General features: G+C 66.3%; 26 protein-coding genes. 15 read left to right on the top strand and 11 right to left on the bottom strand.

Features of this window, described 5'->3' with window-relative positions; translation table 11 throughout:
* The first annotated feature begins 108 nt into the window (after positions 1 to 108).
* Positions 109 to 1,326, top strand: a complete 1,218-nt coding sequence (locus ACWW36_RS00925; RefSeq protein WP_456139752.1) for an acyl-CoA dehydrogenase family protein — start codon at positions 109 to 111, stop codon at positions 1,324 to 1,326.
* Positions 1,327 to 1,329: 3 nt separating this feature from the next.
* On the opposite strand, the gene ACWW36_RS00920 is transcribed toward ACWW36_RS00925, so the two are convergent.
* The gene (locus ACWW36_RS00920; RefSeq protein ID WP_456139751.1) at positions 1,330 to 1,989 is read right to left on the bottom strand and encodes an O-methyltransferase; all 660 of its coding nucleotides are present in this window, start codon (positions 1,987 to 1,989) and stop codon (positions 1,330 to 1,332) included.
* Between the two features lie 253 nt (positions 1,990 to 2,242).
* On the opposite strand from ACWW36_RS00920, the gene sigE reads away from it, so the two are divergent.
* From sigE to tatB, 4 genes are all read left to right on the top strand, one after another.
* Entirely contained in the window at positions 2,243 to 2,974 is a 732-nt protein-coding gene (sigE, locus tag ACWW36_RS00915) for an RNA polymerase sigma factor SigE (RefSeq protein ID WP_456142320.1), read from the top strand.
* Between the two features lie 88 nt (positions 2,975 to 3,062).
* Positions 3,063 to 3,458 (top strand): anti-sigma E factor RseA, encoded by a 396-nt coding sequence (gene rseA / locus ACWW36_RS00910; protein WP_456139750.1) that lies wholly within the window; start codon positions 3,063 to 3,065, stop codon positions 3,456 to 3,458.
* 73 nt (positions 3,459 to 3,531) lie between these two features.
* On the top strand, positions 3,532 to 5,025 hold the full coding sequence (gene htrA / locus ACWW36_RS00905) for a serine protease HtrA (protein WP_456139749.1): 1,494 nt from the start codon (positions 3,532 to 3,534) through the stop codon (positions 5,023 to 5,025).
* Between the two features lie 2 nt (positions 5,026 to 5,027).
* Entirely contained in the window at positions 5,028 to 5,423 is a 396-nt protein-coding gene (gene tatB / locus ACWW36_RS00900) for a Sec-independent protein translocase protein TatB (protein WP_456139748.1), read from the top strand.
* A 65-nt stretch (positions 5,424 to 5,488) separates the two neighbouring features.
* Here the strand turns inward: tatB and ACWW36_RS00895 are convergent, their stop codons facing one another.
* The 4 genes from ACWW36_RS00895 to ACWW36_RS00880 form a co-directional block, all read right to left on the bottom strand.
* Complete coding sequence (locus tag ACWW36_RS00895) at positions 5,489 to 6,640, bottom strand: Mrp/NBP35 family ATP-binding protein (RefSeq protein WP_456139747.1); 1,152 nt, start codon at positions 6,638 to 6,640, stop codon at positions 5,489 to 5,491.
* 45 nt (positions 6,641 to 6,685) lie between these two features.
* Positions 6,686 to 8,038, bottom strand: coding sequence for a lytic transglycosylase domain-containing protein (locus ACWW36_RS00890; protein WP_456139746.1), 1,353 nt, complete (start codon positions 8,036 to 8,038; stop codon positions 6,686 to 6,688).
* An 84-nt stretch (positions 8,039 to 8,122) separates the two neighbouring features.
* Entirely contained in the window at positions 8,123 to 8,671 is a 549-nt protein-coding gene (locus tag ACWW36_RS00885) for a DUF1003 domain-containing protein (protein ID WP_456139745.1), read from the bottom strand.
* Positions 8,668 to 9,963: a magnesium transporter MgtE N-terminal domain-containing protein gene (locus tag ACWW36_RS00880; protein WP_456139744.1), complete on the bottom strand. Its 1,296-nt coding sequence runs from the start codon at positions 9,961 to 9,963 to the stop codon at positions 8,668 to 8,670. Before ACWW36_RS00880 ends, ACWW36_RS00885 begins: the two co-directional genes overlap by 4 nt.
* Positions 9,964 to 9,988: 25 nt before the next feature.
* Between ACWW36_RS00880 and ACWW36_RS00875 the strand changes: the two genes are divergently transcribed.
* Entirely contained in the window at positions 9,989 to 10,945 is a 957-nt protein-coding gene (locus ACWW36_RS00875) for an HpcH/HpaI aldolase/citrate lyase family protein (RefSeq protein WP_456139743.1), read from the top strand.
* 18 nt (positions 10,946 to 10,963) lie between these two features.
* Here the strand turns inward: ACWW36_RS00875 and ACWW36_RS00870 are convergent, their stop codons facing one another.
* Complete coding sequence (locus tag ACWW36_RS00870) at positions 10,964 to 11,401, bottom strand: DUF4190 domain-containing protein (protein WP_456139742.1); 438 nt, start codon at positions 11,399 to 11,401, stop codon at positions 10,964 to 10,966.
* 2 nt (positions 11,402 to 11,403) lie between these two features.
* Positions 11,404 to 12,111, bottom strand: coding sequence for a DUF4190 domain-containing protein (locus ACWW36_RS00865; protein WP_456139741.1), 708 nt, complete (start codon positions 12,109 to 12,111; stop codon positions 11,404 to 11,406).
* 106 nt (positions 12,112 to 12,217) lie between these two features.
* Here ACWW36_RS00865 and ACWW36_RS00860 point away from each other — a divergent pair, with 106 nt between their 5' ends.
* The 6 genes from ACWW36_RS00860 (at position 12,218) to ACWW36_RS00835 (ending at position 17,885) form a co-directional block, all read left to right on the top strand.
* The gene (locus tag ACWW36_RS00860; RefSeq protein WP_456139740.1) at positions 12,218 to 12,745 is read left to right on the top strand and encodes a general stress protein; all 528 of its coding nucleotides are present in this window, start codon (positions 12,218 to 12,220) and stop codon (positions 12,743 to 12,745) included.
* A gap of 157 nt (positions 12,746 to 12,902) precedes the next feature.
* A complete protein-coding gene (locus ACWW36_RS00855) occupies positions 12,903 to 14,300 on the top strand; it encodes an ABC transporter substrate-binding protein (protein ID WP_456139739.1) in 1,398 nt (465 codons plus the stop codon).
* A complete protein-coding gene (locus ACWW36_RS00850; protein WP_456139738.1) occupies positions 14,297 to 15,232 on the top strand; it encodes a carbohydrate ABC transporter permease in 936 nt (311 codons plus the stop codon). Before ACWW36_RS00855 ends, ACWW36_RS00850 begins: the two co-directional genes overlap by 4 nt.
* A gap of 1 nt (position 15,233) precedes the next feature.
* A complete protein-coding gene (locus tag ACWW36_RS00845) occupies positions 15,234 to 16,070 on the top strand; it encodes a carbohydrate ABC transporter permease (RefSeq protein WP_456139737.1) in 837 nt (278 codons plus the stop codon).
* 4 nt (positions 16,071 to 16,074) lie between these two features.
* Entirely contained in the window at positions 16,075 to 17,295 is a 1,221-nt protein-coding gene (locus ACWW36_RS00840; protein WP_456139736.1) for an ABC transporter ATP-binding protein, read from the top strand.
* The gene (locus ACWW36_RS00835; RefSeq protein ID WP_456139735.1) at positions 17,292 to 17,885 is read left to right on the top strand and encodes a suppressor of fused domain protein; all 594 of its coding nucleotides are present in this window, start codon (positions 17,292 to 17,294) and stop codon (positions 17,883 to 17,885) included. The genes ACWW36_RS00840 and ACWW36_RS00835 overlap by 4 nt, the downstream gene beginning before the upstream one ends.
* Positions 17,886 to 17,897: 12 nt before the next feature.
* On the opposite strand, the gene corA is transcribed toward ACWW36_RS00835, so the two are convergent.
* The gene (gene corA / locus ACWW36_RS00830) at positions 17,898 to 19,001 is read right to left on the bottom strand and encodes a magnesium/cobalt transporter CorA (protein WP_456139734.1); all 1,104 of its coding nucleotides are present in this window, start codon (positions 18,999 to 19,001) and stop codon (positions 17,898 to 17,900) included.
* A 133-nt stretch (positions 19,002 to 19,134) separates the two neighbouring features.
* Between corA and ACWW36_RS00825 the strand changes: the two genes are divergently transcribed.
* Genes ACWW36_RS00825 through ACWW36_RS00815 form a run of 3 tightly spaced genes read left to right on the top strand, consistent with a single transcriptional unit; the run spans position 19,135 to position 22,172 of the window.
* Positions 19,135 to 20,121, top strand: a complete 987-nt coding sequence (locus tag ACWW36_RS00825) for a malate dehydrogenase (protein ID WP_456139733.1) — start codon at positions 19,135 to 19,137, stop codon at positions 20,119 to 20,121.
* Positions 20,122 to 20,162: 41 nt separating this feature from the next.
* A complete protein-coding gene (locus tag ACWW36_RS00820; protein ID WP_456139732.1) occupies positions 20,163 to 21,332 on the top strand; it encodes an NAD(P)-dependent malic enzyme in 1,170 nt (389 codons plus the stop codon).
* 3 nt (positions 21,333 to 21,335) lie between these two features.
* The gene (locus ACWW36_RS00815; protein ID WP_456139731.1) at positions 21,336 to 22,172 is read left to right on the top strand and encodes a glycine betaine ABC transporter substrate-binding protein; all 837 of its coding nucleotides are present in this window, start codon (positions 21,336 to 21,338) and stop codon (positions 22,170 to 22,172) included.
* Between the two features lie 83 nt (positions 22,173 to 22,255).
* Here ACWW36_RS00815 and ACWW36_RS00810 read toward each other — a convergent pair whose 3' ends face one another.
* The 3 genes from ACWW36_RS00810 to ACWW36_RS00800 all read right to left on the bottom strand — a co-directional run bounded on the left by ACWW36_RS00810 (position 22,256) and on the right by ACWW36_RS00800 (position 24,385).
* Positions 22,256 to 23,086, bottom strand: a complete 831-nt coding sequence (locus ACWW36_RS00810) for an SDR family NAD(P)-dependent oxidoreductase (RefSeq protein WP_456139730.1) — start codon at positions 23,084 to 23,086, stop codon at positions 22,256 to 22,258.
* Between the two features lie 61 nt (positions 23,087 to 23,147).
* Positions 23,148 to 23,918 (bottom strand): class I SAM-dependent methyltransferase, encoded by a 771-nt coding sequence (locus ACWW36_RS00805; RefSeq protein ID WP_456139729.1) that lies wholly within the window; start codon positions 23,916 to 23,918, stop codon positions 23,148 to 23,150.
* Between the two features lie 50 nt (positions 23,919 to 23,968).
* Positions 23,969 to 24,385, bottom strand: coding sequence for a hypothetical protein (locus ACWW36_RS00800; RefSeq protein ID WP_456139728.1), 417 nt, complete (start codon positions 24,383 to 24,385; stop codon positions 23,969 to 23,971).
* Between the last annotated feature and the right edge of the window lie 3 nt (positions 24,386 to 24,388).

The raw sequence follows: 24,388 nt of genomic DNA, 5'->3' as shown, positions 1-24,388 counted from the left end.
TTGTACCGATCTTGTGGCGTATTTAACAGACGAGGATCGCGGGAGGGTCTACTGGCTTTTCTGCTGTCGGCGTACAGTCGTTTACTGACTTTGAGGAAGGGGATCGACATGGACGCCGGTTTCTCGTTGGAACTGCCGGAAGAAGTAGTGCACGTCCGCGACTGGGTGCATGAATTCGCCGCCGAGGTGATCCGGCCTGCCGCCGCGGAGTGGGACGAGCGCGAGGAAACGCCGTGGCCGATCATCGCCGAGGCGGCCAAGGTCGGGTTGTATACGCCCGACCTCTTCGCGCAGATGTCCGTGGAGCCCAGCGGCATCGGTCTGCTGACTGTCTTCGAGGAGATGTTCTGGGGCGATGCCGGCATCGCGTTGTCGATCCTCGGCACGGGCTTGGCCGCGGCGGCACTTGTCGCGAGTGGCACGCCGGAACAGCTCGGCGAGTTCCTGCCCCAAATGTTCGGCAGCCCGGGCGATCCGCAGCTCGCCGCGTTCTGTTCGTCCGAACCAGGGGCGGGCTCCGACGTCGGTGCCGTGCGGACGCGGGCGCGCTACGACGAAGCGGCGGACGAATGGGTGCTCAACGGCACCAAGACGTGGGCCACCAACGGTGGCATCGCCAACGTGCACATCGTCGTCGCATCGGTGTATCCGGATCTGGGCACGCGAGGGCAGGCGACGTTCATCGTCCCGCCGGGCACAAAGGGTCTGAGCCAGGGGCAGAAGTTCAAGAAGCATGGAATCCGGGCCTCGCACACAGCCGAGGTCGTCCTCGATGACGTGCGGCTCCCCGGAGGCCTGATCCTCGGCGGCCGTGAGCGATTCGAGAACCGCGTCGCGAAAGTCCGTGACGGCCAACGCACGTCGAGCCAGGCCGCGATGATGACGTTCGAGCGCACCCGGCCTGTGGTAGGCGCGATGGCGCTCGGCGTGGCCCGCGCCGCCTATGAGTATGCGCTCGACTATGCCTGCCAGCGTGAGCAATTCGGCCGCAAGATCGGCGAGTTCCAGGCCATCGCATTCAAGCTCGCAGATATGAAGAGCCGGATCGACGCGTCCCGAATGCTGGTGTGGCGGGCCGGGTGGATGCAGCGCAACAACAAACCGTTCACCTCTGCGGAGGGCTCGATGGCCAAGCTCTACGCCAGTGAGACCGCGGTGTATGTCACCGACGAAGCCATCCAGATCTTGGGCGGAAACGGCTACACGCGCGACTACCCCGTGGAGCGCATGCACCGCGACGCGAAGATCTTCACGATCTTCGAGGGCACCAGCGAGATCCAGCGCCTCGTCATGGCAAGGGCATTGACCGGACTGGCGATTCGATAGGAGCTAGTCGCGCGCCGCGGCGAGCAGGCCGTCGCCGAGCGGGATCAGCACCGGGGTGAGCCGTTCGTCCTCGGCGATCAGCCGCGCCGCTTCCCGCACCGCGGCGACCTCGTCGTCCTTGGCGTTCGCATCCCCTGCACGTCCACCCAAAGCCGCCCGGTGCACGACGATCGCGCCGCCGGGCCGCAGCAGCCGCACGCCTTCGACGACGAACTGCGGCTGGTCGATCGGGTCACCGTCGATGAACACCAGGTCGTAGGACTCGTCGGCCAGCCTGGTGAGCACTTCCTGCGCCCGGCCGCTGATCAGCCGCGTGCGTGACGGGCCCACGCCGGCTTCGGTGAATGCCTGCTTGGCAAGCCGCTGATGCTCGGGCTCCACATCGATCGTGGTGAGCACACCGTCCTCGCGCATGCCTGAGAGCAACCACAGCCCGCTCACGCCGGCTCCCGTGCCGACCTCCACGACGGCCTTGGCGCCCGTCAGCTTGGCCAGCACGCACAGCAGCGCACCGACGGCGGGAGTGACGGCTCCGGCGCCGATGTCGACGGCCCGTTCACGGGCGGCGGCGACAATCGCGTCCTCGGAAATGGATCCTTCGGCGTGCGTGACGATCGACTCGGCCCGGCTGTGCGGTCCGATGATGTCGTCCATGCCGGCCATGCCCGCAGCGTAGATCCAACCGATGTGGGCCGCTGCGGCGACACGCCCGTGTGCAAATGCGAGAATCGGCCCGAAACGGTGCGGTTTTCCCTGGTCGAAAAATGGGTAGCGATCTTTCTCAGGAAATGTTCAGTTTGCTCATATGCCAACCTCACCCGGGTCGGAGACGGTTACACCCATGGAAGACGGCGGACGTTGGCCTTATGGGAATAAGCACGACCTGCGACGTGTTCCCGTCGACATCGAGCCGTCGATGTCCGCTGACGGCTGTGACAGTGATGAGCGGCTCGCGCGAAGTGCCGATGACATGGAGGATCTGACGACCACCACAGTGAGCGCCCCTGCAGCCCCTGCGTCGATGGCCCACCTCGAGCAGTACACCGACGGGACTTGGGTCGAACAATCCGATGAGTTGTCGGGCACCGCGGTGTTCGACGCCACAGGAGATGCGGCGACCATGCCGTCCTGGGACGAGCTGGTGCGTCAGCACGCTGACCGCGTGTATCGGCTGGCCTACCGGTTGTCCGGCAACCAGCACGACGCCGAGGACCTCACTCAGGAAACGTTCATCCGCGTATTCCGCTCGGTGCAGAACTACCAGCCCGGCACCTTCGAGGGCTGGCTGCACCGCATCACCACGAACCTGTTCCTCGACATGGTCCGGCGGCGCGGTCGCATTCGCATGGAGTCGCTGCCCGAGGACTACGACCGGGTGCCGGCCGACGAGCCGAACCCGGAGCAGATCTACCACGATTCGCGGCTCGGCCCTGACTTGCAGGCCGCGCTGGACTCCTTGCCGCCGGAATTCCGCGCCGCCGTCGTCCTGTGCGACATCGAGGGCCTGTCCTACGAGGAAATCGGCGCCACGCTGGGCGTCAAGCTCGGCACGGTGCGCAGTCGAATTCACCGCGGCAGGCAGGCGCTGAGGGACTATTTGGCCAGCCATCCCGGCGTCGCACCCGACAACACGGCCAAATCAGCCTGACGCTCACGGGTGTCGGTTACAGCGCGCCGCGCTACATTCGACTCAGCACCGTCTTTTGCGAGGCAAGTACATGAAAGGAGCTGGGGCGATGGTCGACCCGGGACATGTGTTCCGTCGCGCATTCTCCTGGCTGCCTTCTCAGTTCGCCTCGCAGAGTGACGCGCCGGTCGGGCCGCGGCAGTTCGGCTCCACCGAGCACCTGTCCATCGAGGCCGTCGCCGCCTTCGTTGATGGCGAGCTGAGAATGACCGCTCATCTGCGCGCGGCGCACCACCTGTCGCTGTGCCCGGACTGCGCGGCCGAGGTGGACGCCCAGCGTCAGGCCCGCGCCGCTTTGCGGGACTCGTGCCCGATCGTCATACCGAGCACCCTGCTCGGGATGTTGTCCCAGATACCGCATGACGCTCCGCAAGATCCCCCCGACCAGCCCGATCAGCCGCAGTTAGCTGACGGCACGCCGCGGAGTCGGCGTAAGCGCCGGTAGGGTGGATGAATAATGACGCGCGCCGGACGCCCATTTTTCGGGCGGGGCGCTCCCACTAGAGAGTGATATTCGGGTGACCAATCAGGACCAGTCCGGCGTAGACAACCGCCTGGAGCCGCGCCCTGTCTCGCGTCCACCCGTCGATCCGGCCTCGCAACGCGCGTTCGGCCGGCCCGACGGCGTCGACGGATCCTTCGTGGGTCTGGACCGCTACCGCGACCTGGGCGAGTACACGCCGACCAACAAGGCGCCAGACCCCGTGCTGGCCGAGGCGTTCGGCCGCCCCTATTCCGAGCGCGAGTCGCTGCAACGGCACCCGGCCGACGCGGGCGCACTCGATGCCGAACGTGACGGACAAGGCGGCGACGAGCCCGACGACCCTTGGCGCAATCCCGGCGCGGCCGCCGCGTTGGGGACGCCCGCGCTGCCGCAACCGATGCCGGCGTCGTCGACGCTCGGGATGGGCAAGCTCGGCGTGCGCGAGGTGCTCTTCGGCCGCAAGGTGTCTTACGTCGCCTTGGCGGTGCTCGCGATCATCGCGCTCGTCATCGGCCTCGCCGGTGGCTGGGTAGGCAGAAAGACCGCCCAGGTGGTCGAGGCGTTCACCACCTCGAAGGTGACGCTGGAGACCGACGACAATCCTGAACAGCCGACCGGACGATTCGCGAAAGTCGCTGCGGCCGTTGCGGATTCGGTGGTGACGATCGAGGCCGTCAGCGATCAGGAAGGCTCGCAGGGGTCCGGCGTTGTCATCGACGGCCGTGGCTACATCGTCACGAACAATCACGTGATCTCCGAGGCCGCGGCGAATCCGAGCCAGTACAAGACGACGGTGGTGTTCAACGACGGCAAGCAGGTGCCTGCCAATCTCGTTGGCCGCGACCCGAAGACGGACCTGGCGGTGCTGAAGGTCGACAACGTCGACAACCTCGTCGTGGCCCGCTTCGGTGATTCCGAGAAGCTCCACGTCGGTGACGAGGTGATCGCCGCGGGCGCCCCGCTCGGCCTGCGCAGCACGGTCACCCACGGCATAATCAGCGCGCTGCACCGCCCTGTGCCGCTGTCGGGTGACGGCAGCGACACCGACACCGTCATCGACGGTGTGCAGACCGACGCGTCGATCAACCACGGCAACTCCGGCGGCCCGCTGATCAACATGGATTCCGAAGTCATCGGCATCAACACCGCAGGAAAGTCGTTGTCGGACAGCGCCAGCGGCCTAGGTTTCGCAATCCCCGTCAACGAGGTCAAGCAGGTCGTCGAGACCCTGATCAAGGACGGCAAGATCGCGCATCCGACGCTGGGTCTGACCGCACGCTCGGTGAGCAACGACATCGCGTCCGGTGCACAGGTGGCCAACGTGAAGGTCGGCGGCCCCGCTGAGAAGGGCGGGATCCTCGAGAACGACGTCGTCGTCAAGGTCGGCAACCGCACTGTGGCCGATGCCGACGAGTTCGTCGTCGCGGTGCGTCAGCTGGCCATCGGGCAGGAGGCACCGATCGAGGTGGTGCGCGACGGCCGGCATGTCACGCTGATGGTTACTCCCGGCGCCGACAACAGCGCGTAGCCATGTTCTCGAACGTCGGCTGGGGCGAAATGCTGGTCCTGGTGGTCGCCGGTCTGGTGATTCTGGGTCCGGAGCGACTGCCGGGCGCGATCCGCTGGACGTCGAATGCGCTGCGTCAGGCGCGCGATTACATCAGCGGCGCGACGAGCCAGCTGCGCGAAGACCTCGGACCCGAATTCGAGGATCTGCGCGAGCCGCTCAGTGAGCTGAACAAGCTGCGGGGGATGACGCCGCGGGCCGCGCTCACCAAACATCTACTCGACGGCGATGATTCGATCTTCACGGGCAAGTTCGACTCGACTCAGCAGGCTCCGCCGCCGCCAACCCCGTCGCCGCCGCCGCCGATGACTGCGCCGGGCCAGCCAGCCACGACACCGTTCGACACCGACGCCACGTAGCGCGAGCAGACGGAAAAGGCCCCGACACGCCGTCGTTTTCGAGCCGTTTGCGTCTGTTCGCCGAGCTAGCGGCCGGCGGGGTCCAGGCCCAACGACATGCCCGCCAACCCGCGTTTGCGGCTCGACAGCGCGTCGGCGACCTTGCGTAATTCCTTGCCGGCCACCGAATCCGGTGCGGACAACACCAGCGGCACCCCGGAGTCGCCGGCCGCGACGAGCGCTGGGTCCAGCGGCACCTGGCCCAGCAGCGGCACGTCGGCGCCGATTGCGCGGGACAACCGTTCGGCGACCTGCTTGCCGCCGCCTTCACCGAAGATCTGCATCGTGGTGCCGTCGGGCAGCAGCAGCCCGGACATGTTCTCCACCACGCCGACGATCCGCTGCCGCGTCTGCAGCGCGATCGCGCCGGCGCGCTCGGCGACCTCGGCCGCGGCCAGCTGTGGCGTCGTCACCACGAGAATCTCGGCGCCGGGAATCAGCTGCGCCACCGAGATCGCGACGTCGCCGGTGCCCGGCGGCAGGTCGAGCAGCAGCACGTCGAGATCGCCCCAGTACACGTCGGCGAGGAACTGCTGTAGCGCCCGGTGCAGCATCGGGCCACGCCACACGACGGGCGTGTTGCCCTGGGTGAACATCGCAATCGAAATCACACGCACGTCGTGGGCGACTGGCGGCAGGATCATCGACTCGACCTGGGTGGGCCGGTCGGTGGTGCCCATCATCCGCGGGACGGAGTGGCCGTAGATATCGGCGTCGAGCACGCCGACGGACAGCCCCCGCGCAGCCATCGCCGCGGCCAGGTTGACCGTCACGCTGGACTTGCCGACGCCGCCCTTGCCCGATGCGACGGCGTACACCCGGGTCAGCGAGCCCGGCTGCGCGAACGGAATCACCGGCTCACGCGCATCGCCGCGCAGCTGCTTGCGCAGTTCGGTGCGCTGCTCATCACTCATCACGTCGAGGCTGACCTTGACCGCGCCGGTCCCTGGGACATCGGCGACGGCGCGGCTGACACGCTCAGAGATCTCGGCCTTCTTCGGGCACGCCTCGGTGGTCAGATACACCTCGACGTGCACACCGGCATCGGCGTCGACGGTGACGTTCTTGACCATGCCGAGCTCGGTGATCGGGCGCCGCAGCTCGGGGTCGATCACCTTGGCCAGCGCGGCGCGAACCGCAGCTGCGGTGTCAGTGGGAGTTTGAGACATCTCGGACATTGAAGCCGAGTCTAGGCCGACTCGACGGGTGTCCTTAACCGGCGGTCAGGCAGGCGGACCGGGCGCGGGGCCAGGTGCAGGACCCAATGCCGGGGGAAGCACCGGCTCCGTCGTCGGTGACGCCGCGTCGGGAACAACTGCGGGTGCCGGGCCGGGCGCAACCGCGGGCGCTGCGCCTGGCGCCGGCGGGGCCTGCGGCATCAGCAGCTGCGCATCGCCCGGCGCTGATGGCGCCGCCGGCGGAGTCGTGATGCAGAACACCGCACACCCAGGCGGCCGGGCCTGCTCCTGTTGTGGCGGCGGCTGCATCCATGGCGGCACCCACGGGGGAGCCGCGGGCTGCTCGGTTTGCACCGGCTGCGGAACCACCAGAGGTGCGGGCCCTGGCAGCGGGCCCAAGGTCTGGCCGGGGTAGAGCTGGCTTCCCGTTCCCATCAGCGGCATCAGCGCCAGCGGATCGTTGGCAGGCAGTCCCAGGGCGTTCGTCGGCAGACCGGGGCCGAGGCCTTCGTATCGGTCGAGGTGCGCATCACCAATCGGCGGGACGGGGCCGGTGATCGGCGGCAGATCGACAGGCACCACACCGGTCGCGTACGCCGCGGCCCAGCCGAGCACGTTGCGCGCATAGGCGACGGAGTTGTTGTAGCGCAGGATCGACGACATCACCTGGGACGGATCGCGCAGGTTCAGCCCGCCGCTGCAAAGATAGCGAGCCGCCGCCAGTGTGGAGTCGTACAGGTTTTGCACGTCGGCCTTGCCGTCGCCGTCGCCGTCCGAGGCGTAGCGCGCCCAGGTTCCAGGAAGGAACTGCATCGGGCCCATCGCACGCGCGTAGGAAACCCGGTCGGCCGCGCGGCTCTGGACGATGACCTCGTTGCCGGGCAGCGTGCCGTCCAGCACCGGCCCGTAGATGGGCCGCACCGCGGTGCCGCGTGAGTCGGTAGCGCCGCCGTTGGCGTGCATCGATTCGATGCGCCCGATGCCGGCCAGCAGGTTCCAGCTGATGCCGCAGCCTGGGGACGCGCCGGCCATCATCTGTTCGGCATTGCGATACGCAGACAACGCCATCGCCGGAATGCGAAGTGTCCCAGGCGAATTCACGACCGCAGCGGGCGCGGGAGATGACACGTTTGAAGTGGCGGCGATGTGAAACGCCGTCGGCGTCTTGGTGACAGCCACCACCGAAACCCCGGAGCGGTTGCCCGATGACGACTGCACGGAGGCAAGCGGCGTCACCGCGTTGTCACGCAGGGGCGCAGTGCCCGAAGGGGCTGAGGCGCCGACCGCGCCGGCCAGGATTATCGGGGTGATGATCGCGACGCCGAAGGCAGGCGCGCGCACTGCTCGCCCTGCTCGGCGCCGCGCTGCCTCGCGGGCGGCTTGTCCCCCTATATGCACTCAACCGTCCTAGCTGTGTGACTTGTGAACCAGGTCACCATACCTAGTCTCGTTACGCGTGTTGCAGCAATGGTCAGAGCCGATTCAGCCCGGCCGTTTTGACCGCCGTTCGGCGCCGTCCGGTTTGGCCGCCGCGTCCCCGTCGGATCCGGCCTTCGGCTGGTGCAGTTCGGCCAGCATCTCGCGCAGTTCCTCGAGCTCCCGCCGCAGGTAGTCGCGGGTGGCGACCTCGCCGACGGCCAGCCGCAGCGCGGCCAGTTCGCGGGCCAGATATTCGGTGTCGGCCTTGGTTTGTTCGGCCCGGCGACGGTCCTCTTCGATGATCACGCGGTCCCGGTTTTCCTGGCGGTTCTGCGCCAGCAGGATCAACGGCGCCGCATATGCCGCCTGAGTGGAAAACGCCAGGTTGAGCAGGATAAAGGGATATGGGTCCCAGCGCAGGCTGACCGCGAACAGGTTCAGCGCCACCCAGACGATGACGAGGATCGTCTGCCAAAGCAGGTAGCGGCCGGTGCCCAGAAACCGGGCGATCGACTCGCTGAACTTGCCGACGGCCTCCGGATCGACGTTGAACGTGAATCGACGCGAATCGCGGGGCGTGTCGAGCCGCTGGCGGGCCGACAAGTCGCTCATGTCACCCCTTCAGAGCCGGAGAGTTCGGGTTCTTCGATGCGCTCGCGCCAGTCGTCTGGCAGCAGGTGGTCGAGCACGTCGTCGACGGACACCGCGCCCAGCAGGTGGTTCTCTTCGTCGACGACGGGACCGCAGACGAGATTGTAGGCGGCGAAGTACCGGGTGACGGCGGCCAGCGAATCGTCGGGGTTCAGGTTGGGCAGCTCGGTGTCGACGACCCCGCTGACCAATTCCGCCGGTGGCTCACGAAGCAACCGCTGCAGGTGCACGCAGCCCAGATAGCGGCCGGTCGGGGTGGCGGTCGGTGGGCGCACCACGAACACCAGGGAGGCCAGCGCCGGCGTGAGGTCGGGGTCGCGAACGCGCGCCAGCGCCTCGGCGACGGTGGTGTCCGGCGCCAGCACGATCGGCTCGGACGTCATCAGACCGCCTGCCGTATCGGGGGAGTGGGACAGCAGCCGCCGCACGTCCTCGGAATCCTCGGGATCCATCCGGCGCAGAAATTGTTCGGCGTCGGCGGGCGTCATCGTGCCCAGAAGGTCGGCGGCGTCGTCGGGGTCCATCGCTTCCAGCACGTCCGCGGCGCGGTCTGTCTTCAGCTGGCGCAGCACGTCGGCCTGCTCGTCCTCGGGCAGCTCCTGCAGCACGTCGGCAAGCCGTTCGTCGTCGAGGGCGTTGACCACCTCGTAGCGGCGCTTCGCCGGTAGTTCCCGGATCGCGTCTGCGACCTCGACGGCCCGCTGTCCCTCGAACAGCTCGAGAAGCTGTGCGACCCCCTGGTCGGGCATGGCCAGACCGGACGGGGTCAGCCCATGGACGTGCTGCCAGTCGACGATGTGGACATTGCCGCGGCGGCCCAGCCGCCGCTGCGCGCGCACGGCCACTTTGGTGACCATCCAGTCGCGGGTACGGGTTTGTTCGATGCCCAGATCGACGACGATCACGTCGGCGCCAACCAGCTGCGGCAGGTCGGGATCGTCGACGCGTACCCGAGTTTCGATCACCTGGCCCAGCACAAGCACCTCACCGGGCCGCTGCGCGAACCGTCGCAATGACACGCTGCCGGTCGCCAACGTGACCGCGCCTGGCTCGATTCCCGTGACGCGCAGGATGGGGACGAAAATCCTTCGGCGCGTGAGCAATTCGACGACAAGGCCGAGCACTCGCGGCTGTTGACGCACGATGCTGATGCTGATGACCACATCGCGCACGCGACCAATGGACTCGCCGTCGGGGCCGAGCACCACCATTCCCGCGAGCCGGGCCGCATAGACCCTGTTCACCGCCGCCATGCCTCAAAGGGTAGAGAGTATCTCTGTGGAAAACGCCTATCGGCCCCGTCGAACATGTCTTTCGGTACCCGGCAGCAACGCCAAGATGATCGAGAAGGCCAAGGGTCTGCCTGCCGACGAGGTGTTCCTCGACCTCGAAGACGCCGTCGCGCCGGATGCCAAGGCCGAGGCGCGCACCCAGGTCGCGGCCGCGCTCGCGGAGCCGGGCTGGGCCGGTCAACTGCGGGGCGTGCGAGTCAACGATTGGACGACGCCGTGGACCCACGGCGACATCATCGAGGTGGTCTCGACTGCGGGCGCGTCGCTCGACATTGTGGTGCTGCCCAAGGTGACTGACGTCTCCCACATCCAGGCGCTGGATCTACTGCTGAGCCAACTCGAAGCCACGCACGGACTCCCGGTGGGACGCATCGGCATCGAGGCGCAGATCGAAAATGCACAGGGCCTGACCAACATTGACGCGATCGCGGCGGGCCCGCGCATGCAGGCGCTCGTGTTGGGTCCCGCGGATATGGCGGCAAGCCTCAATATGCGCACGCTCGAGGTCGGCGAACAGCCCGAGGGCTACGACGTCGGCGACGCGCATCACTACGTGTTGATGCGAATCCTCGTCGCGGCGCGGACGCACGGCATCCTGGCAATCGACGGGCCGTACTTGAAGATTCGTGACGTCGACGGCTTCCGTCGCATCGCCGGTCGCTCGGCGGCGCTGGGCTATGACGGCAAATGGGTGTTGCATCCCGATCAGATTGCGGCGGGCAATGAGATCTTCAGCCCGCGGCAGAAGGACTACGACCACGCCGAGCTGATCCTCGAAGCCTACGAATGGCATACGTCGCGGGCCGGCGGCGCGCGCGGTGCGGCGATGCTCGGCGACGAGATGATCGACGAGGCGAGCCGCAAGATGGCGCTGGTGATCGCAGGCAAGGGCAGGGCGGCTGGCATGCAGCGCACGTCCGAACCGTTTCGCCCGCCCGCCTGACAATTCCCTACCGGGTCGCTACGGCGCCCACTGCCAGCTGCTGGCATACAGGCCGATCGACAGCAGCAGGTACACAATCCATCCGGCGGTGACAAGCCCGCCGATGATGGTGGCGACCAGCGCGATCGCATAGCCGTCCTGGCCGGTGCGCCGTGTCTCGCGCATCGCGATCACACCGAAGATCAGCCCGGCGATCGACGGTAGGCCACAGCAGAAAAACCCGGCGACGGCCGTTATCAGCGCGGTGATCGCTTTGCCGTTGGTCCCTGGCGGCTTGGTTGGCCGGTACGGGTCGTAGGCGCCGGGATAGCCCGGATAGTAAGCACCCGGATACGGAGGCGGATAGACCGGCGGCGGGTAGACCGGCGGCGGCAACCCGGCATCCGCGGGGTAGTCCAGCGCCTCCGACGGATACTCGGACCCGCCGGCGGGTTGCTCGGGGCCGCTGCCGGTCATCGTCAGTTACTTATGACCGCGATCGTCCAGATCAGGTTGACGAGCAAGGTGAACGCCCCGACGGCGATACCGGCGATCGCCAGCCCGTGGCCGCCTTCGCGGGTCTGCTTGATCTGGTTCAGCGCCACCACACCGAGCACGATGCCGATCAGCGAACCAATGCCGCACAACACCCCGACGACCGACGCGATGAGCGATGCGATCGCCATCGTGTTGGTGCCCTGCGTCGGCTGACCGTAGGCGCCCGAGTAATCGGGGGCCGGGTAGCCGGTCGGCGGCGGGCCGTAGCCGGGAGGCGGGGTCCCGTACTGCGGCGGTGGATACGACGGTGCGCCGTAGCCGGGGGCGCCGGGGTAGGGCGGCGGCGCGTAACCGGGCTGCGCACCGCCTGGCGGCGGATAGCTCGGCGGCGGCGTGTAGTCGGGCGGCGGGAAGCTGGGTGGTGGATATCCCGACGCCTGCGGGTAGCCCGGGGCCTCATATCCGCCTGGCGGCGGATAGGCCGGCGGTGGCGTGTAGCTGGGCTGCTCGGGCGACTGCGGATCGGCCGGCTGGTCCTGGGACTGGTCGGTTTGAGCGGTCGACTGCTCGGCCTGGTCCTGGGATTGCTCGATCGACGGTGCCTCGTAGCCGCCCGATGACGGTTCTGACGCACCTGCGCTGGAGTCGGATGATGCCGTTTGGCCTGCGTCCTCGCCCGGATTTGTCATGCTGATCAACCTAGCGCAAGAGCAGGGCACCATTGCGGCCGTAGATGCGTTGGTCCGGATGAGAGCAGACGCGAGATTTCGGCGCGCATAGAGGAGAATGAGATCGATGACCAGCCCATTTCAGTCTGGACAGAATCCCAGTGCCGCGGCAGGCGCTCAGAGCCCGGGACGTGGTGGTCCGGCGGGCCTGCCAACGCCGCCGAAGGGGTGGCCGATCGGTTCCTACCCGACCTATGCCGAGGCGCAGCGTGCGGTGGACTACCTGTCCGACCAACAGTTCCCGGTGCAGCAGGTCACCATCGTCGGCGTCGACCTGATGCAGGTTGAGCGCGTGACCGGCAGGCTGACCTGGCCGAAGGTGCTCGGCGGCGGCGTGCTCACCGGTGCCTGGCTCGGCCTTTTCATCGGCCTGATTCTCGGTTTCTTCAGTCCCAGCCCGTGGGGGGCGCTGATCACCGGCCTGATCGCCGGCGTGTTCTTCGGCCTGATCACGTCGGCCATTCCGTATGCGATGGCGCGCGGCACAAGAGATTTCAGCTCGACGATGCAGCTCGTCGCCGGTCGCTATGACGTGCTTTGCGATCCGCAGAACGCCGAACGGGGCCGGGATCTGCTGGCGCGCTTGACGATCTAACGGGTCGGCAACCAAAGGCTCGGTCGCAGGTCACGATTGCGACGCGCGCCTTCTAGGTGTTGCAAATCACGCGTATCTGGCAATACGGTTTGCGCGCGGGAGGTTCCCGGCGGAGCCGCCCCGGCGGCGACGTTCAGACGCGGACGGGAGGCGCGACGTGCGCACTCGGCGGCTAGGTGCTGCGGCATTGGCCGCGATGACGGCGGCGTCGATGGTGTCGGCATGCGGTTCAAGCGGCGGCGGCACTGTCATCAATTACTACACCCCGGCTAACGAGATGGCCACGTTCACCGCAGTGGCCAAGCGCTGCAACGAAGAACTCGGCGGGCGCTTCACCATCCGTCAGGTCAGCTTGCCGAAGGGTGCTGACGATCAACGTCTTCAGCTGGCCAGAAGGCTCACCGGTAACGACAAAACACTTGATGTGATGGCGCTCGACGTGGTGTGGACAGCCGAGTTCGCCGAGGCGGGTTGGGCTTTGCCGTTATCGGATGACCCGTCCGGCCTCGCCGAAAACGACGCAACCACCAATACGTTGCCCGGGCCGCTGGAAACCGCCAAGTGGCAGGACAAGCTCTATGCCGCCCCCATCACGACGAATACGCAATTGCTTTGGTACCGCGCGGATTTGATGGACAAACCACCGACGACGTGGGACGGCATGGTGGCCGAGGCGACGCGGCTGCACACCGCCGGCAAGCCGAGCTGGATTGCCGTGCAGGCCAAGCAATATGAAGGCCTTGTCGTTTGGTTCAATACTTTGCTGGAAAGCGCTGGCGGACAAGTGCTCTCCGACGACGGCAAGACCGTCACGCTCACCGACACGTCCGAGCATCGCGCGGCGACCGTCAAGGCGCTGCAGATCATCAAATCCGTTGCCACCGCGCCGGGTGCCGACCCGTCGGTCACTCAGACGGACGAGACCACTGCGCGATTGGCGTTGGAACAGGGCAACGCCGCACTGGAGGTCAACTGGCCGTACGTGTTGCCCTCGCTGCTCGAGAACGCCGTCAAGGGCGGGGTGACGTTCTTACCCCTGAACAAGGACGCCAACTTGGCAGGCAGCATCAATGACGTCGGAACCTTCTCCCCAACCGACGAGCAGTTCACGGCCGCCTACGACGCCAGCAAGAAGGTGTTCGGGTTCGCGAACTACCCGGGGGTGCTTCCCGGTGAATCCGCCAAAGTGACGATCGGCGGCCTCAACCTGGCGGTCGCCAAGACCACTCAGCACAAGGCGGAGGCGTTCGAGGCGATCCGCTGCCTGCGCAACGTCGAGAACCAGCGCTACACCTCAGTCGAGGGCGGACTGCCGGCCGTGCGCGCATCGTTGTACGACGATCCGGCATTCCAGGCCAAGTACCCGCAATACGCGATCATCCGCGAGCAGCTCACCAACGCCGCGGTGCGGCCCGCCACTCCCGTCTATCAGGCGGTGTCCACGCGGATTTCAGCGACGCTGGCTCCGATCACCGACATCGACCCGGAACGGACGGCCGACGAGTTGACAGACCAGGTGCAGAAGGCCATCGAGGGTAAGGGGCTGATTCCATGACCGCGGTCACGGCCGAACCGGTCGCCGCGCCCGTCGGCGCGGCCAACCGCGCCACCGACGACGTCCGTTCCCAGCGCAGGCTGGCATTCCTGTTGATCGCGCCTGCCGTCATCTTGATGCTGGTGGTGACGGCTTACCCGATCGGGTACGCGGTGTGGCTGAGCCTGCAGCGCTACAACATGGCCACGCCCGAGGACACGCAATTCGTCGGGCTGTCCAACTACGTCACGATCCTCAGCGACCGCTACTGGTGGACCGCGTTCATCGTCACCCTTGCCATCACGATCGTCTCGGTCGCGATCGAGTTGGTTCTGGGCATGGCACTCGCGTTGGTGATGCACCGCACGATCTTTGGGAAGGGACTCGTGCGCACCGCGATCCTGATCCCTTACGGCATCGTGACGGTGGCCGCCGCGTACAGCTGGTATTACGCGTGGACGCCCAGCACCGGCTATCTCGCCAATCTGCTGCCGACGGGCTCCGCACCGCTGACCGAACAGATTCCGTCGCTGGCGATTGTGGTCTTGGCCGAGGTGTGGAAGACGACGCCGTTCATGTCGTTGTTGCTTCTGGCCGGCTTGGCGTTGGTGCCCGAGGATCTGCTGAAAGCCGCGCAGGTCGACGGGGCGGGCGCGTGGAAGCGGCTGATCAAGGTGACGATCCCGTTGATCAAACCGGCCATTCTCGTCGCGCTGCTGTTCCGGACGCTCGACGCGTTTCGCATCTTCGACAACATCTACATCCTCACCGGCGGCGCCAACAACACGGGCTCGGTGTCAATCCTGGGTTACGACAACCTTTTCAAGGCTTTCAATGTGGGACTCGGCTCGGCGATCAGCGTGCTGATCTTCCTGTCGGTCGCGTTGATCGCGTTCATCTTCATCAAGGTCTTCGGCGCGGCGGCGCCCGGGGCGGACGAGGAGAGGCGCTGATATGGCCGAGCGAGTAGGCCCGCAGCGCGCCACGGGCTGGACGATCATCAACATTCTGGTCGTCATCTACGCGCTGTTTCCGGTGCTGTGGATCTTGTCGTTGTCGTTGAAGCCGACGTCAAGCGTCAAGGACGGCAAGCTGATTCCGACGAAGATCTCGTTCGACAACTACAAAGCCATCTTTCACGGCAGCGCGTTCAGTTCGGCGCTGATCAACTCGATCGGCATCGGTTTGATCACCACGGCCATCGCGGTGGTGATCGGCGGCATGGCGGCCTATGCGGTGGCGCGGTTGGCGTTCCCCGGCAAGCAACTCCTCATCGGCGTCGCCTTGATGATCGCCATGTTCCCGCACATTTCGTTGGTCACACCGATCTTCAACATCGAACGGCGGCTCGGCCTTTTCGACACCTGGCCCGGACTGATCATTCCGTACATCACCTTCGCGCTGCCGTTGGCGATCTACACGCTGTCTGCGTTCTTCCGCGAAATCCCCTGGGATCTCGAGAAGGCCGCGAAGATGGACGGCGCCTCGCCGGGGCAGGCTTTCCGCAAAGTCATTGCGCCCCTGGCCGCGCCGGGCATCGTCACCGCCGCGATCCTGGTGTTCATCTTCGCGTGGAACGACCTGCTGCTGGCGTTGTCGCTGACCGCTACGCAGCGCGCGATCACGGCGCCGGTGGCGATCGCCAACTTCACCGGCAGTTCGCAATTCGAGGAGCCGACGGGATCCATCGCGGCTGGCGCGATGGTCATCACGATTCCGATCATTATCTTTGTTCTGATCTTCCAACGACGGATCGTCGCTGGGTTGACGTCCGGTGCGGTAAAGGGGTAATTCGATGGCCGAAATTGTGTTGGACCGGGTGACCAAGAGTTACCCGAACGGCGCGGCGGCCGTGAAGGATCTTTCGCTCACGATCGCCGACGGCGAGTTCATCATCCTTGTCGGGCCGTCCGGGTGCGGAAAGTCCACCACGCTGAACATGATTGCCGGACTGGAGGAGATCACCTCCGGTGAGTTGCGCATCGGCGGCGAGCGGGTCAACGACAAGGCGCCCAAGGACCGCGACATCGCGATGGTGTTCCAGTCCTACGCGCTTTACCCGCATATGACGGTGCGGCAGAATATCGCGTTCCCGTTGACGTTGGCCAAGGTGAAGAAGGCCGAGATCGCGCAGAAGGTCGAAGAGACCGCGAAAATCCTTGACCTGACTGAGTTCTTGGACCGCAAACCGGCTCAGCTGTCCGGCGGCCAGCGTCAGCGCGTGGCGATGGGCCGCGCGATCGTGCGCAATCCCAAGGCCTTTCTGATGGACGAGCCGCTGTCGAACCTCGACGCCAAGCTGCGTGTGCAGATGCGTTCGGAGATCGCCAGGCTGCAGCACCGGCTGGGCACCACCACCGTGTACGTCACCCATGACCAGACCGAGGCGATGACGTTGGGCGACAGGGTTGTCGTCCTGCTCGCCGGAGTCGCCCAGCAGATCGGCACACCCGAGGAGCTGTACAGCAGCCCCGTCAACCTGTTCGTCGCGGGATTCATCGGCTCGCCTGCGATGAACTTCTTCCCTGCCACGCTGACCGACGTCGGTGTGCGCCTGCCCTTCGGCGAAGTCACCCTGACTCAAGAAGTGCACGACCTGCTCGCGCAGCACAAGAAGCCCAACAACGTGGTCGTCGGCATCCGGCCGGAGCATCTCGAAGACGCGTCGCTGCTCGACGGCTACGCCCGGATCCGGGCGTTGAAGTTCGAGGTGACAGTCGACATGGTCGAGTCGCTCGGCGCCGACAAATATGTGCATTTCAAGATGGAGGGCGCCGGTGCGCAGGCGGCGCAGCTGGCCGAGCTGGCCGCCGAGTCGGGCGTCGGCGAAAACGAGTTCGTGGCACGCGTTTCCACCGAGTCGAAGGCGGCTCAGGGCCAGACCATCGAGCTGGCGTTCGACACTTCCAAGATCGCGATCTTCGATGCGGACACAGGCGAGAATCTGACCATCCCGGTCGCCGGTTCCAATGGCCAGCCGGCTGCGGCCGAGCAGCCGCCTGCGCAGACCGAGTGATCGACGTCCTGGCCGCGGTGCGCGCGCATCTGCGCGAGCATTTCGCCGGGACGGGGTTCACCGCCGAACCGGACGCGGCCAGTGTGACGTTCCTTGGCACCGAACGCATCGACGTGCTGCGCTTCGGACCCGATGCCAACGGTGTCAGTCACTATGTGTCGCTGGGTTGTTCACGTCATCCGATGTTCGAGCCGACCGAAATGGTGACCGATGCGCTGCACGGTCCTCGCGCCGAGGTGACGGTTGCGCTGCGCGGGCCGTCGCCCAAAGGACTGGCTCGGTCGGTGGCCATCCTGGCCGCAGCACCGGTGGTCGAAGGACTCATGCTGGAGCCCGACGCGCTGATCGATCTGGAGTCGCCACTGTGGGATGCCGCACCGTTCACCGCGTTTCTGTTGGGCCGCAGCGACATTGACGACGTCGCGTTGACGGCGCCGCTGCCACCGGTCACGGTGCTGTCGGCCACACCGATCACCGCGACCGAGGCGGCGTGGGTGCGACTCAAGGGCGCCGACGCGATGCGCGAAGCATGGCAGCAGGACGGCGTCGACGTGCTCGACCCGTCGCGTCCCGCCGCGCGGCCGAGCTAGCCTGCCGCGAAATTAAAGCCAATGGTTGTGGCGGAAGATCCGATACAACGTCGTGCAGACGGCGGCCATGACCAGCAGCACCGCCGGATAGCCCCACACCCAATGCAATTCGGGCATGTGCTCGAAGTTCATACCGTAAATACCGGCGAGCGCGGTCGGCACCGCTGCGATCGCCACCCACGCCGAAATCTTGCGCATGTCGACGTTCTGCTGCATCGCGACCTTGCCCAGCGCGGCCTGCACCAGCGAGCTGAGCATTTCGTCGTAGCTGGTGATGCGGTCAGCCGCCTGGCTGGCGTGATCGCTGACGTCGCGCATATAACGACGGACCTCGACTGAGATCAAGTCATTGTGGTCGGTCAGCATCCGCTGCAGCGCTGTCGTCAACGGGCCGACGGCGCGGCGCATTTCGACGACCTCGCGTTTGAGGAGATAGATGCACTCGATGTTGGTCTGAGTGGCCGGCGAGAAGATGTCCTCTTCCATCGCGTCGATGTCGACTTCCATCATGTCGGTGACCTCCAAGTAGTGGTCGACGACATGGTCGGCGATCGCGTGCATGATCGCGTACGGCCCCAGCTTCAAGGTCGCCGGCGACGCGTCGAGCCGCTTGCGCACCCCTGCCAAGCCGCCGTGCTCGCCGTGCCGCACCGTGACCACGAAATCCGGGCCGACGAAGATCATGATCTCGCCGGTCTCGACGATCTCGCGTGCCAGAGCCACGGATTCGTGTTCGACGTAGTTCACCGTTTTGAGCACGAGAAACAGGGTGTTGTCGTAGCGCTCCAGCTTGGGCCGCTGGTGTGCATGAACGGCGTCCTCGACGGCCAGTTCGTGCAGGTTGAACACATCGGCCACGGCGAGCATCTGGTGCTCGTCGGGCTCGTGCAGTCCGATCCACACGAAGGCTTCTTTGCCGTCGCGCTCCAATTCCCGCACCTTCGCCAGCGCGGCAGCGTGGGTGTACTTGCCGGGTGCGCGCTGGCCGTCGACATAGATGCCGCAGTCGACCATCGCCCGCGCGACTGGGACATGGATGGATTTTGCGTCCGGATGGGCGGACTTCGTACGCACGACTGGCCGAAGTGATGGAGGTAACGCGCGAAACGATGGCATCTCAACCTCCCTTGACGGCCGGGCATTCGGGAGAAGTCCCTGGTAAATGCTACGCGTTGGACCGGAGGTTCATCGCGGAGCCGAGTGCGCTAGTTTCGTCCCGAACCCAATTGGAGTCCAAGGAGCGTCCGACGTGAGCACAACTCCCCTCAAGGTCGCCGTCACCGGTGCCGCCGGCCAGATCGGCTACAGCCTGTTGTTCCGCCTGGCGAGCGGATCGCTGCTGGGCGACCGCCCGATCGAGCTGCGTCTGCTGGAGATCGAGCCCGCGTTGAAGGCGCTCGAGGGTGTCGTGATGGAGCTCGACGACTGTGCGTTCGGGACGCTGGCCGGTGTCGAGATCGGGTCCGATGCGACCAAGATCTTCGACGGTGTGAGCCTGGCCCTTCTCGTGGGTGCCCGTCCGCGCGGACCGGGCATGGAGCGTGGCGACCTGCTCGAGGCCAACGGCGCGATCTTCACCGCCCAGGGCAAGGCCCTCAACGAGGTGGCCGCTGACGACATCCGCATCGGGGTGACCGGCAACCCCGCCAACACCAACGCGCTGATCGCGATGAGCAACGCCCCCGACATCCCGCGCGAGCGCTTCTCCGCGCTGACCCGCCTGGACCACAACCGGGCGGTCTCGCAGCTGGCCCGCAAGACCGGCGCCGCGGTCACCGACATCAAGAAGATGACGATCTGGGGCAACCATTCGGCCACCCAGTACCCCGACGTGTTCCACGCCGAGGTCGGTGGCAAGAACGCTGCCGAGGTCGTCAACGACCAAGCCTGGATCGAGAACGACTTCATCCCGACCGTCGCCAAGCGCGGCGCGGCGATCATCGACGCGCGCGGGGCCTCCTCGGCCGCCTCGGCCGCGTCGGCCACCATCGACGCCGCCAGGGACTGGCTTTTCGGCAGCCCCGAGGGCGACTGGGTGTCGATGGCGGTCCTCTCCGACGGCAGCTACGGCGTGCCGGAGGGCCTGATCTCGTCGTTCCCGGTGACCACCAAGGGTGGCGACTGGACGATCGTTCAGGGCCTGGACATCGACGAGTTCTCGCGCGGCAAGATCGACAAGTCGACCGCCGAACTTGCCGACGAGCGCAAGGCCGTCACCGAGCTCGGCCTGATCTGAAGCGATTAGGTTACCTACCAGTTCGTCATTACCCTGAGCCCGTGTCTGAGAAGCCAGAGACGCCGCAGGTCGTCATCACTGACGAAGAGATTTTCGAGGCCCACGTAGGCGGGAAGCTCTCCGTCGAGCTCAAGGCGCCGCTGGACACCCAGCGTGCGCTTTCGGTCGCGTACACCCCGGGGGTGGCGCAGGTCAGCCGTGCGATCGCCGCCGATCACACCCTGGCCGCCCGCTACACGTGGGCCAACAGGTTGGTGGCCGTGGTCAGCGACGGCAGCGCGGTGCTCGGCCTCGGCGACATCGGGCCTGCCGCGGCGCTGCCCGTGATGGAGGGCAAGTGCGCGCTGTTCAAGGAGTTCGCCGGCCTGGACTCGATCCCGATCGTCCTCGACACCAAGGACCCTGACGAGATCGTCGAAACTCTGGTGCGGCTGCGGCCGTCGTTCGGGGCGGTGAACCTCGAGGACATCTCGGCGCCGCGCTGCTTCGAGATCGAGCGACGTGTCGTCGACGCGCTGGACTGCCCGGTGATGCACGACGACCAGCACGGCACCGCAATCGTCGTCCTTGCAGCGCTGATGGGCGCGACGAAGGTGCTGGGCCGCGACATGTCGTCGCTGCGTGTCGTCGTGTCCGGTGTCGGCGCCGCCGGCGTCGCGTGCACCAATATCCTTATGGCAGCCGGTGTTTCGGATATCACGGTGGTGGACACGCGCGGCATCCTGCATTCCAGCCGTGACGGTCTGACGAGCGTGAAGGCCGAGCTCGCGCAGCGCACCAACCCCGACGGCCTCACCGGCGGCATGGTCGAGGCGCTCAAGGGTGCGGACATGTTCCTCGGGGTTTCGGGAGGCGTGGTGCCCGAGGATCTGGTCGCGACGATGGCACCCGACGGCATCGTGTTCGCGCTGTCGAACCCGGACCCCGAGATCCACCCCGATGTCGCCGCGCGATACGCGTCGGTGGTGGCGACGGGCCGTAGCGACTTCCCGAACCAGATCAACAACGTGCTGGCGTTTCCTGGTGTGTTCCGCGGCGCGCTGGACGCGGGTGCCCGGCGGATCACGGAACGGATGAAGGTGGCCGCCGCCGAGGCGATTTTCTCGGTGGCAGGCGACGATCTCGCACCGGACCGGATCGTGCCGAGCCCGCTGGATCCCCGGGTCGGCCCCGCGGTCGCGAAAGCGGTTGCGGCGGCTTCCGGCGTCTAGTCCATGCGTTTTCGCCGGCTGGCGTTGGCGCTGTGTGCGCTGATCATCGCCGGCTGCGGCGGCCACAACGGCACGGCGTCGACCGCCGTCGGCTCCACTTCGGACCCCGAGTCGGCATTGGTGGCGCACTTGTACGCGGCGGCGCTGCGGTTCTACGGCAGCGCGGCCGACGTGCAGTCGGTGCCCGACCCGTTGAACGAACTGGACTCCGGCTCCATCCGCGTCGTGCCCGGCTTTACGGGCCGGCTGCTCGAACGGTTTGATCCCGACGCCGCCGCCCGCTCCGATGCGCAGGTGTACCGCGCGATGGTGTCGGCGCTGCCAGAAGGCGTCGCGGCCGGCGACTACACCACCGCAGCGGAGGACAAACCCACGATCGCGGTGACCGAGGCGACCGCGAAGGCCTGGGATGGGCGCGACGTGACGGCGGCGGCGCGCAACTGTGCAAAGGTGTCGACGGGCGCGGTGACCGGTGCACGGACGCCGTCGGCGATCGGGACGTGCAAATTGCCGAAGCCGCGCGAATACCCAGACGCCGCAACGCTATTCGCCGCGCTGCGGGCGGGACAGATCACTGCGGCGTGGACGACGGCGGCAACGCCGAACATTCCGTCCGAGCTGGTGGTGCTCTCCGATAAGACGTCGTTGATCCGCGCGGAGAACCTGGTCCCGTTGTACCGCCGCAACGAGCTGAACGAGCAGCAGGTGCTGGCACTCAATGAGGTTGCGGGTGTGCTCGACACGGGGTCGCTCGCTGACATGCGCCGCCAAGTAGCTGAGGGCAAGGACCCGGGCCTGGTGGCCGACGCGTGGCTGGACGCGCACCCGCTGGGCCGCTAGTCACCTTGCGCATCGCCGAACGTGGGTTACCCACACGCCGGAGCCGCATTTCGCGTGCGGGTAACCCACGTTCGCGGAACGGTTCAGTGCGCGTTGGGCACCATTCGCGACATCACCGTGGAGAACAGCCGTTGATAGCCCGAACCCGTGATGCGGACTATGGCGTCGAGCGCCTTGGCGTCCGGACCGACGAGGACGCGGGCTTTGTTCTTGCGGACGCCATCGAGGATGATGCGCGCCGCTTTCTGCGGCGACGTGCTGGCGAGCTTCTTGTCGAATTGCTGCGCCAGCTCGTCCTTGTCGAGGCCCTCTGCGGTCGTCATATTGCGAGCGATCGCGGTCTTGATGCCGCCCGGATGGACCGTCGTCACCTTCACCGGATGGCCGGCTAGCTGCATCTCCTGGCGCAGCGCTTCGGTGAAACCGCGCACCGCGAACTTCGCCGCGTTGTACGCGGCCTGACCGGGCACCGAGAACAGCCCGAAGATGCTGGAGATGTTGATGACGTGGCCGTCGCCGGAGTCGATCAGGTGGGGGAGGAACACCTTCGTGCCGTTGACCACGCCGTAGAAGTCGACGTCCATCACCCGCTCGATGTCCTTGAACTGGGTGACCTCGATGTCGCCGGCGAACGCGATGCCTGCGTTGTTGTAGATCTGGTTGACCTTGCCGAAGTGGTCTTTGACGGCGTCGGCGTAGAGCTCGAACGCCTCGCGCTCGGTGACATCGAGACGGTCGGCTTTCACCGATGCGCCGATGGCCGTCAACCGCTCCTCGGTGGTTGCGAGGCCTTCGGTGTTCACGTCGCTGATCGCCACACTCGCGCCCGAGCGGGCCAGCTCGATCGCCAATGCCTGCCCGATGCCCGACCCGGCGCCGGTCACCACGGCGACCTTTCCGGCGAAGCCCTCCATGTCCACACTCCCTCGTGTCAGTCGACTCGCCACGAGGTTAGTCGGTACCCGCGGTCCCGCCTTATCCGGGCTCCGCCGGTTTGGTGCCGGTGATCAGGTGCGTGCCCATGCCCGGACCCCACCACATCCGCCAGCCGAGGCCGCGACGACGGACGTCTGTCCACCCGAGGTCGCGCAGCTGACGGACGTGGTGTCCGGTGGCCCAGATGTCGGCAAGCACTAGGCGGCCGCCGGGCCGCAGCACCCGCGCCGCCTCGCTGATCGCTTTGGCGCGGGCTTTTGCACCGGGGATGTTGTGCACGACCAGGCTGCTGACGATCACGTCAAAGCTGTTGTCTGCGAAGGGGAGAGCGGTGATATCGGCGGTGCGTACCTCGACACGCTCGGCAACGCCCTCGAGTTCGGCGTTGCGAAGCGTGTTCTGCTGGGAGTTGTCGGTCTGGTCGGCGCGCCAGATGTCCACGCCTATTGCGCGCCCGTTCGGTAGGAGTTTCGCGGCCGCCAACAACACGGCGCCGCGGCCACAGCCGATATCGAGCAGGGTCTCGTCGCCACGCAGCTTCAGGCTGTTAAGCAGCTCCGCCCAGATCTCGAACTTGCCGACGCGCGTGGTGCGGATGAACAGCGCCGCCGTGATGGCGATGAACGCGCCCGTTCCGCCAGTGACCGCCGCGGCAACCGGCTTGCCGCGCAACAGACTTCGAGCGGACGCCGCGAGCAGCGCGGCACTTGTCGCACCAACGATGCCGGCAAGCGCCGGCGCGGAGATGACGCGATAGTCGCCGTCATACCCGTAATCGGCCTTATGGTCGCGAAGGTCTACAACCGTCATCCACCCACGGTAGATCGCGGCGAGCAGTCGTAGGGCGCCAGGTACTTGGACTAGCCGAATTCGGGAAGCATCGTGAGAAGCGATACGAAGCTCGTCAGCGCTGACACCCCGACAGTCGCCATTAAGAGCCAGTGCACACGCTGTGCGTTTTTCTCCGTTGCGCCAAGCAACGCATTGAGCTCCGCCGTCGATTTGCGCCTCAGATCCCGGGTCGGCGATCGGCGTAAGAACACCACTATGACCGCGAGACCAAACGCAACAACCATCGAGATCGCGCTGGCTGTCAACCCGACTTTTTCCAGGCACGATGGCTGCTTTTCCTGCAGCGCGGTGGCGAGAAACGTTGCCGCAATGGCCGAGGCGAAAGGCGCGACCAGCTTCGCCGTGTTGAGCTCGTGGCGAGCGTGATCGTCTTCGCGCTCCACCTGCCTCGTCAAATCATCATTGATCGCCGGGTCTTCAGCCATGTG

The sequence above is a fragment of the Mycobacterium sp. MMS18-G62 genome (genome assembly GCF_053877835.1).
Note: the sequence above shows the minus strand (reverse complement) of the source record. Positions and strands in the feature narration are given on the sequence as shown.

Excerpts from the sequence above, each read along its gene's own strand:
- ACWW36_RS00850 (WP_456139738.1), top strand. The coding sequence starts at position 14,297 with ATGACCGCGGTCACGGCCGAACCGGTCGCCGCGCCCGTCGGCGCGGCC.
- ACWW36_RS00810 (WP_456139730.1), bottom strand. The coding sequence starts at position 23,086 with ATGGAGGGCTTCGCCGGAAAGGTCGCCGTGGTGACCGGCGCCGGGTCG.
- tatB (WP_456139748.1), top strand. The coding sequence starts at position 5,028 with ATGTTCTCGAACGTCGGCTGGGGCGAAATGCTGGTCCTGGTGGTCGCC.
- ACWW36_RS00800 (WP_456139728.1), bottom strand. The coding sequence starts at position 24,385 with ATGGCTGAAGACCCGGCGATCAATGATGATTTGACGAGGCAGGTGGAG.
- corA (WP_456139734.1), bottom strand. The coding sequence starts at position 19,001 with ATGCCATCGTTTCGCGCGTTACCTCCATCACTTCGGCCAGTCGTGCGT.
- ACWW36_RS00845 (WP_456139737.1), top strand. The coding sequence starts at position 15,234 with ATGGCCGAGCGAGTAGGCCCGCAGCGCGCCACGGGCTGGACGATCATC.
- ACWW36_RS00895 (WP_456139747.1), bottom strand. The coding sequence starts at position 6,640 with ATGTCCGAGATGTCTCAAACTCCCACTGACACCGCAGCTGCGGTTCGC.
- ACWW36_RS00880 (WP_456139744.1), bottom strand. The coding sequence starts at position 9,963 with ATGGCGGCGGTGAACAGGGTCTATGCGGCCCGGCTCGCGGGAATGGTG.
- ACWW36_RS00885 (WP_456139745.1), bottom strand. The coding sequence starts at position 8,671 with ATGAGCGACTTGTCGGCCCGCCAGCGGCTCGACACGCCCCGCGATTCG.
- ACWW36_RS00860 (WP_456139740.1), top strand. The coding sequence starts at position 12,218 with ATGACCAGCCCATTTCAGTCTGGACAGAATCCCAGTGCCGCGGCAGGC.
- ACWW36_RS00840 (WP_456139736.1), top strand. The coding sequence starts at position 16,075 with ATGGCCGAAATTGTGTTGGACCGGGTGACCAAGAGTTACCCGAACGGC.
- ACWW36_RS00925 (WP_456139752.1), top strand. The coding sequence starts at position 109 with ATGGACGCCGGTTTCTCGTTGGAACTGCCGGAAGAAGTAGTGCACGTC.
- rseA (WP_456139750.1), top strand. The coding sequence starts at position 3,063 with ATGGTCGACCCGGGACATGTGTTCCGTCGCGCATTCTCCTGGCTGCCT.
- ACWW36_RS00920 (WP_456139751.1), bottom strand. The coding sequence starts at position 1,989 with ATGGCCGGCATGGACGACATCATCGGACCGCACAGCCGGGCCGAGTCG.
- ACWW36_RS00870 (WP_456139742.1), bottom strand. The coding sequence starts at position 11,401 with ATGACCGGCAGCGGCCCCGAGCAACCCGCCGGCGGGTCCGAGTATCCG.
- ACWW36_RS00815 (WP_456139731.1), top strand. The coding sequence starts at position 21,336 with ATGCGTTTTCGCCGGCTGGCGTTGGCGCTGTGTGCGCTGATCATCGCC.
- sigE (WP_456142320.1), top strand. The coding sequence starts at position 2,243 with ATGTCCGCTGACGGCTGTGACAGTGATGAGCGGCTCGCGCGAAGTGCC.
- ACWW36_RS00805 (WP_456139729.1), bottom strand. The coding sequence starts at position 23,918 with ATGACGGTTGTAGACCTTCGCGACCATAAGGCCGATTACGGGTATGAC.
- ACWW36_RS00865 (WP_456139741.1), bottom strand. The coding sequence starts at position 12,111 with ATGACAAATCCGGGCGAGGACGCAGGCCAAACGGCATCATCCGACTCC.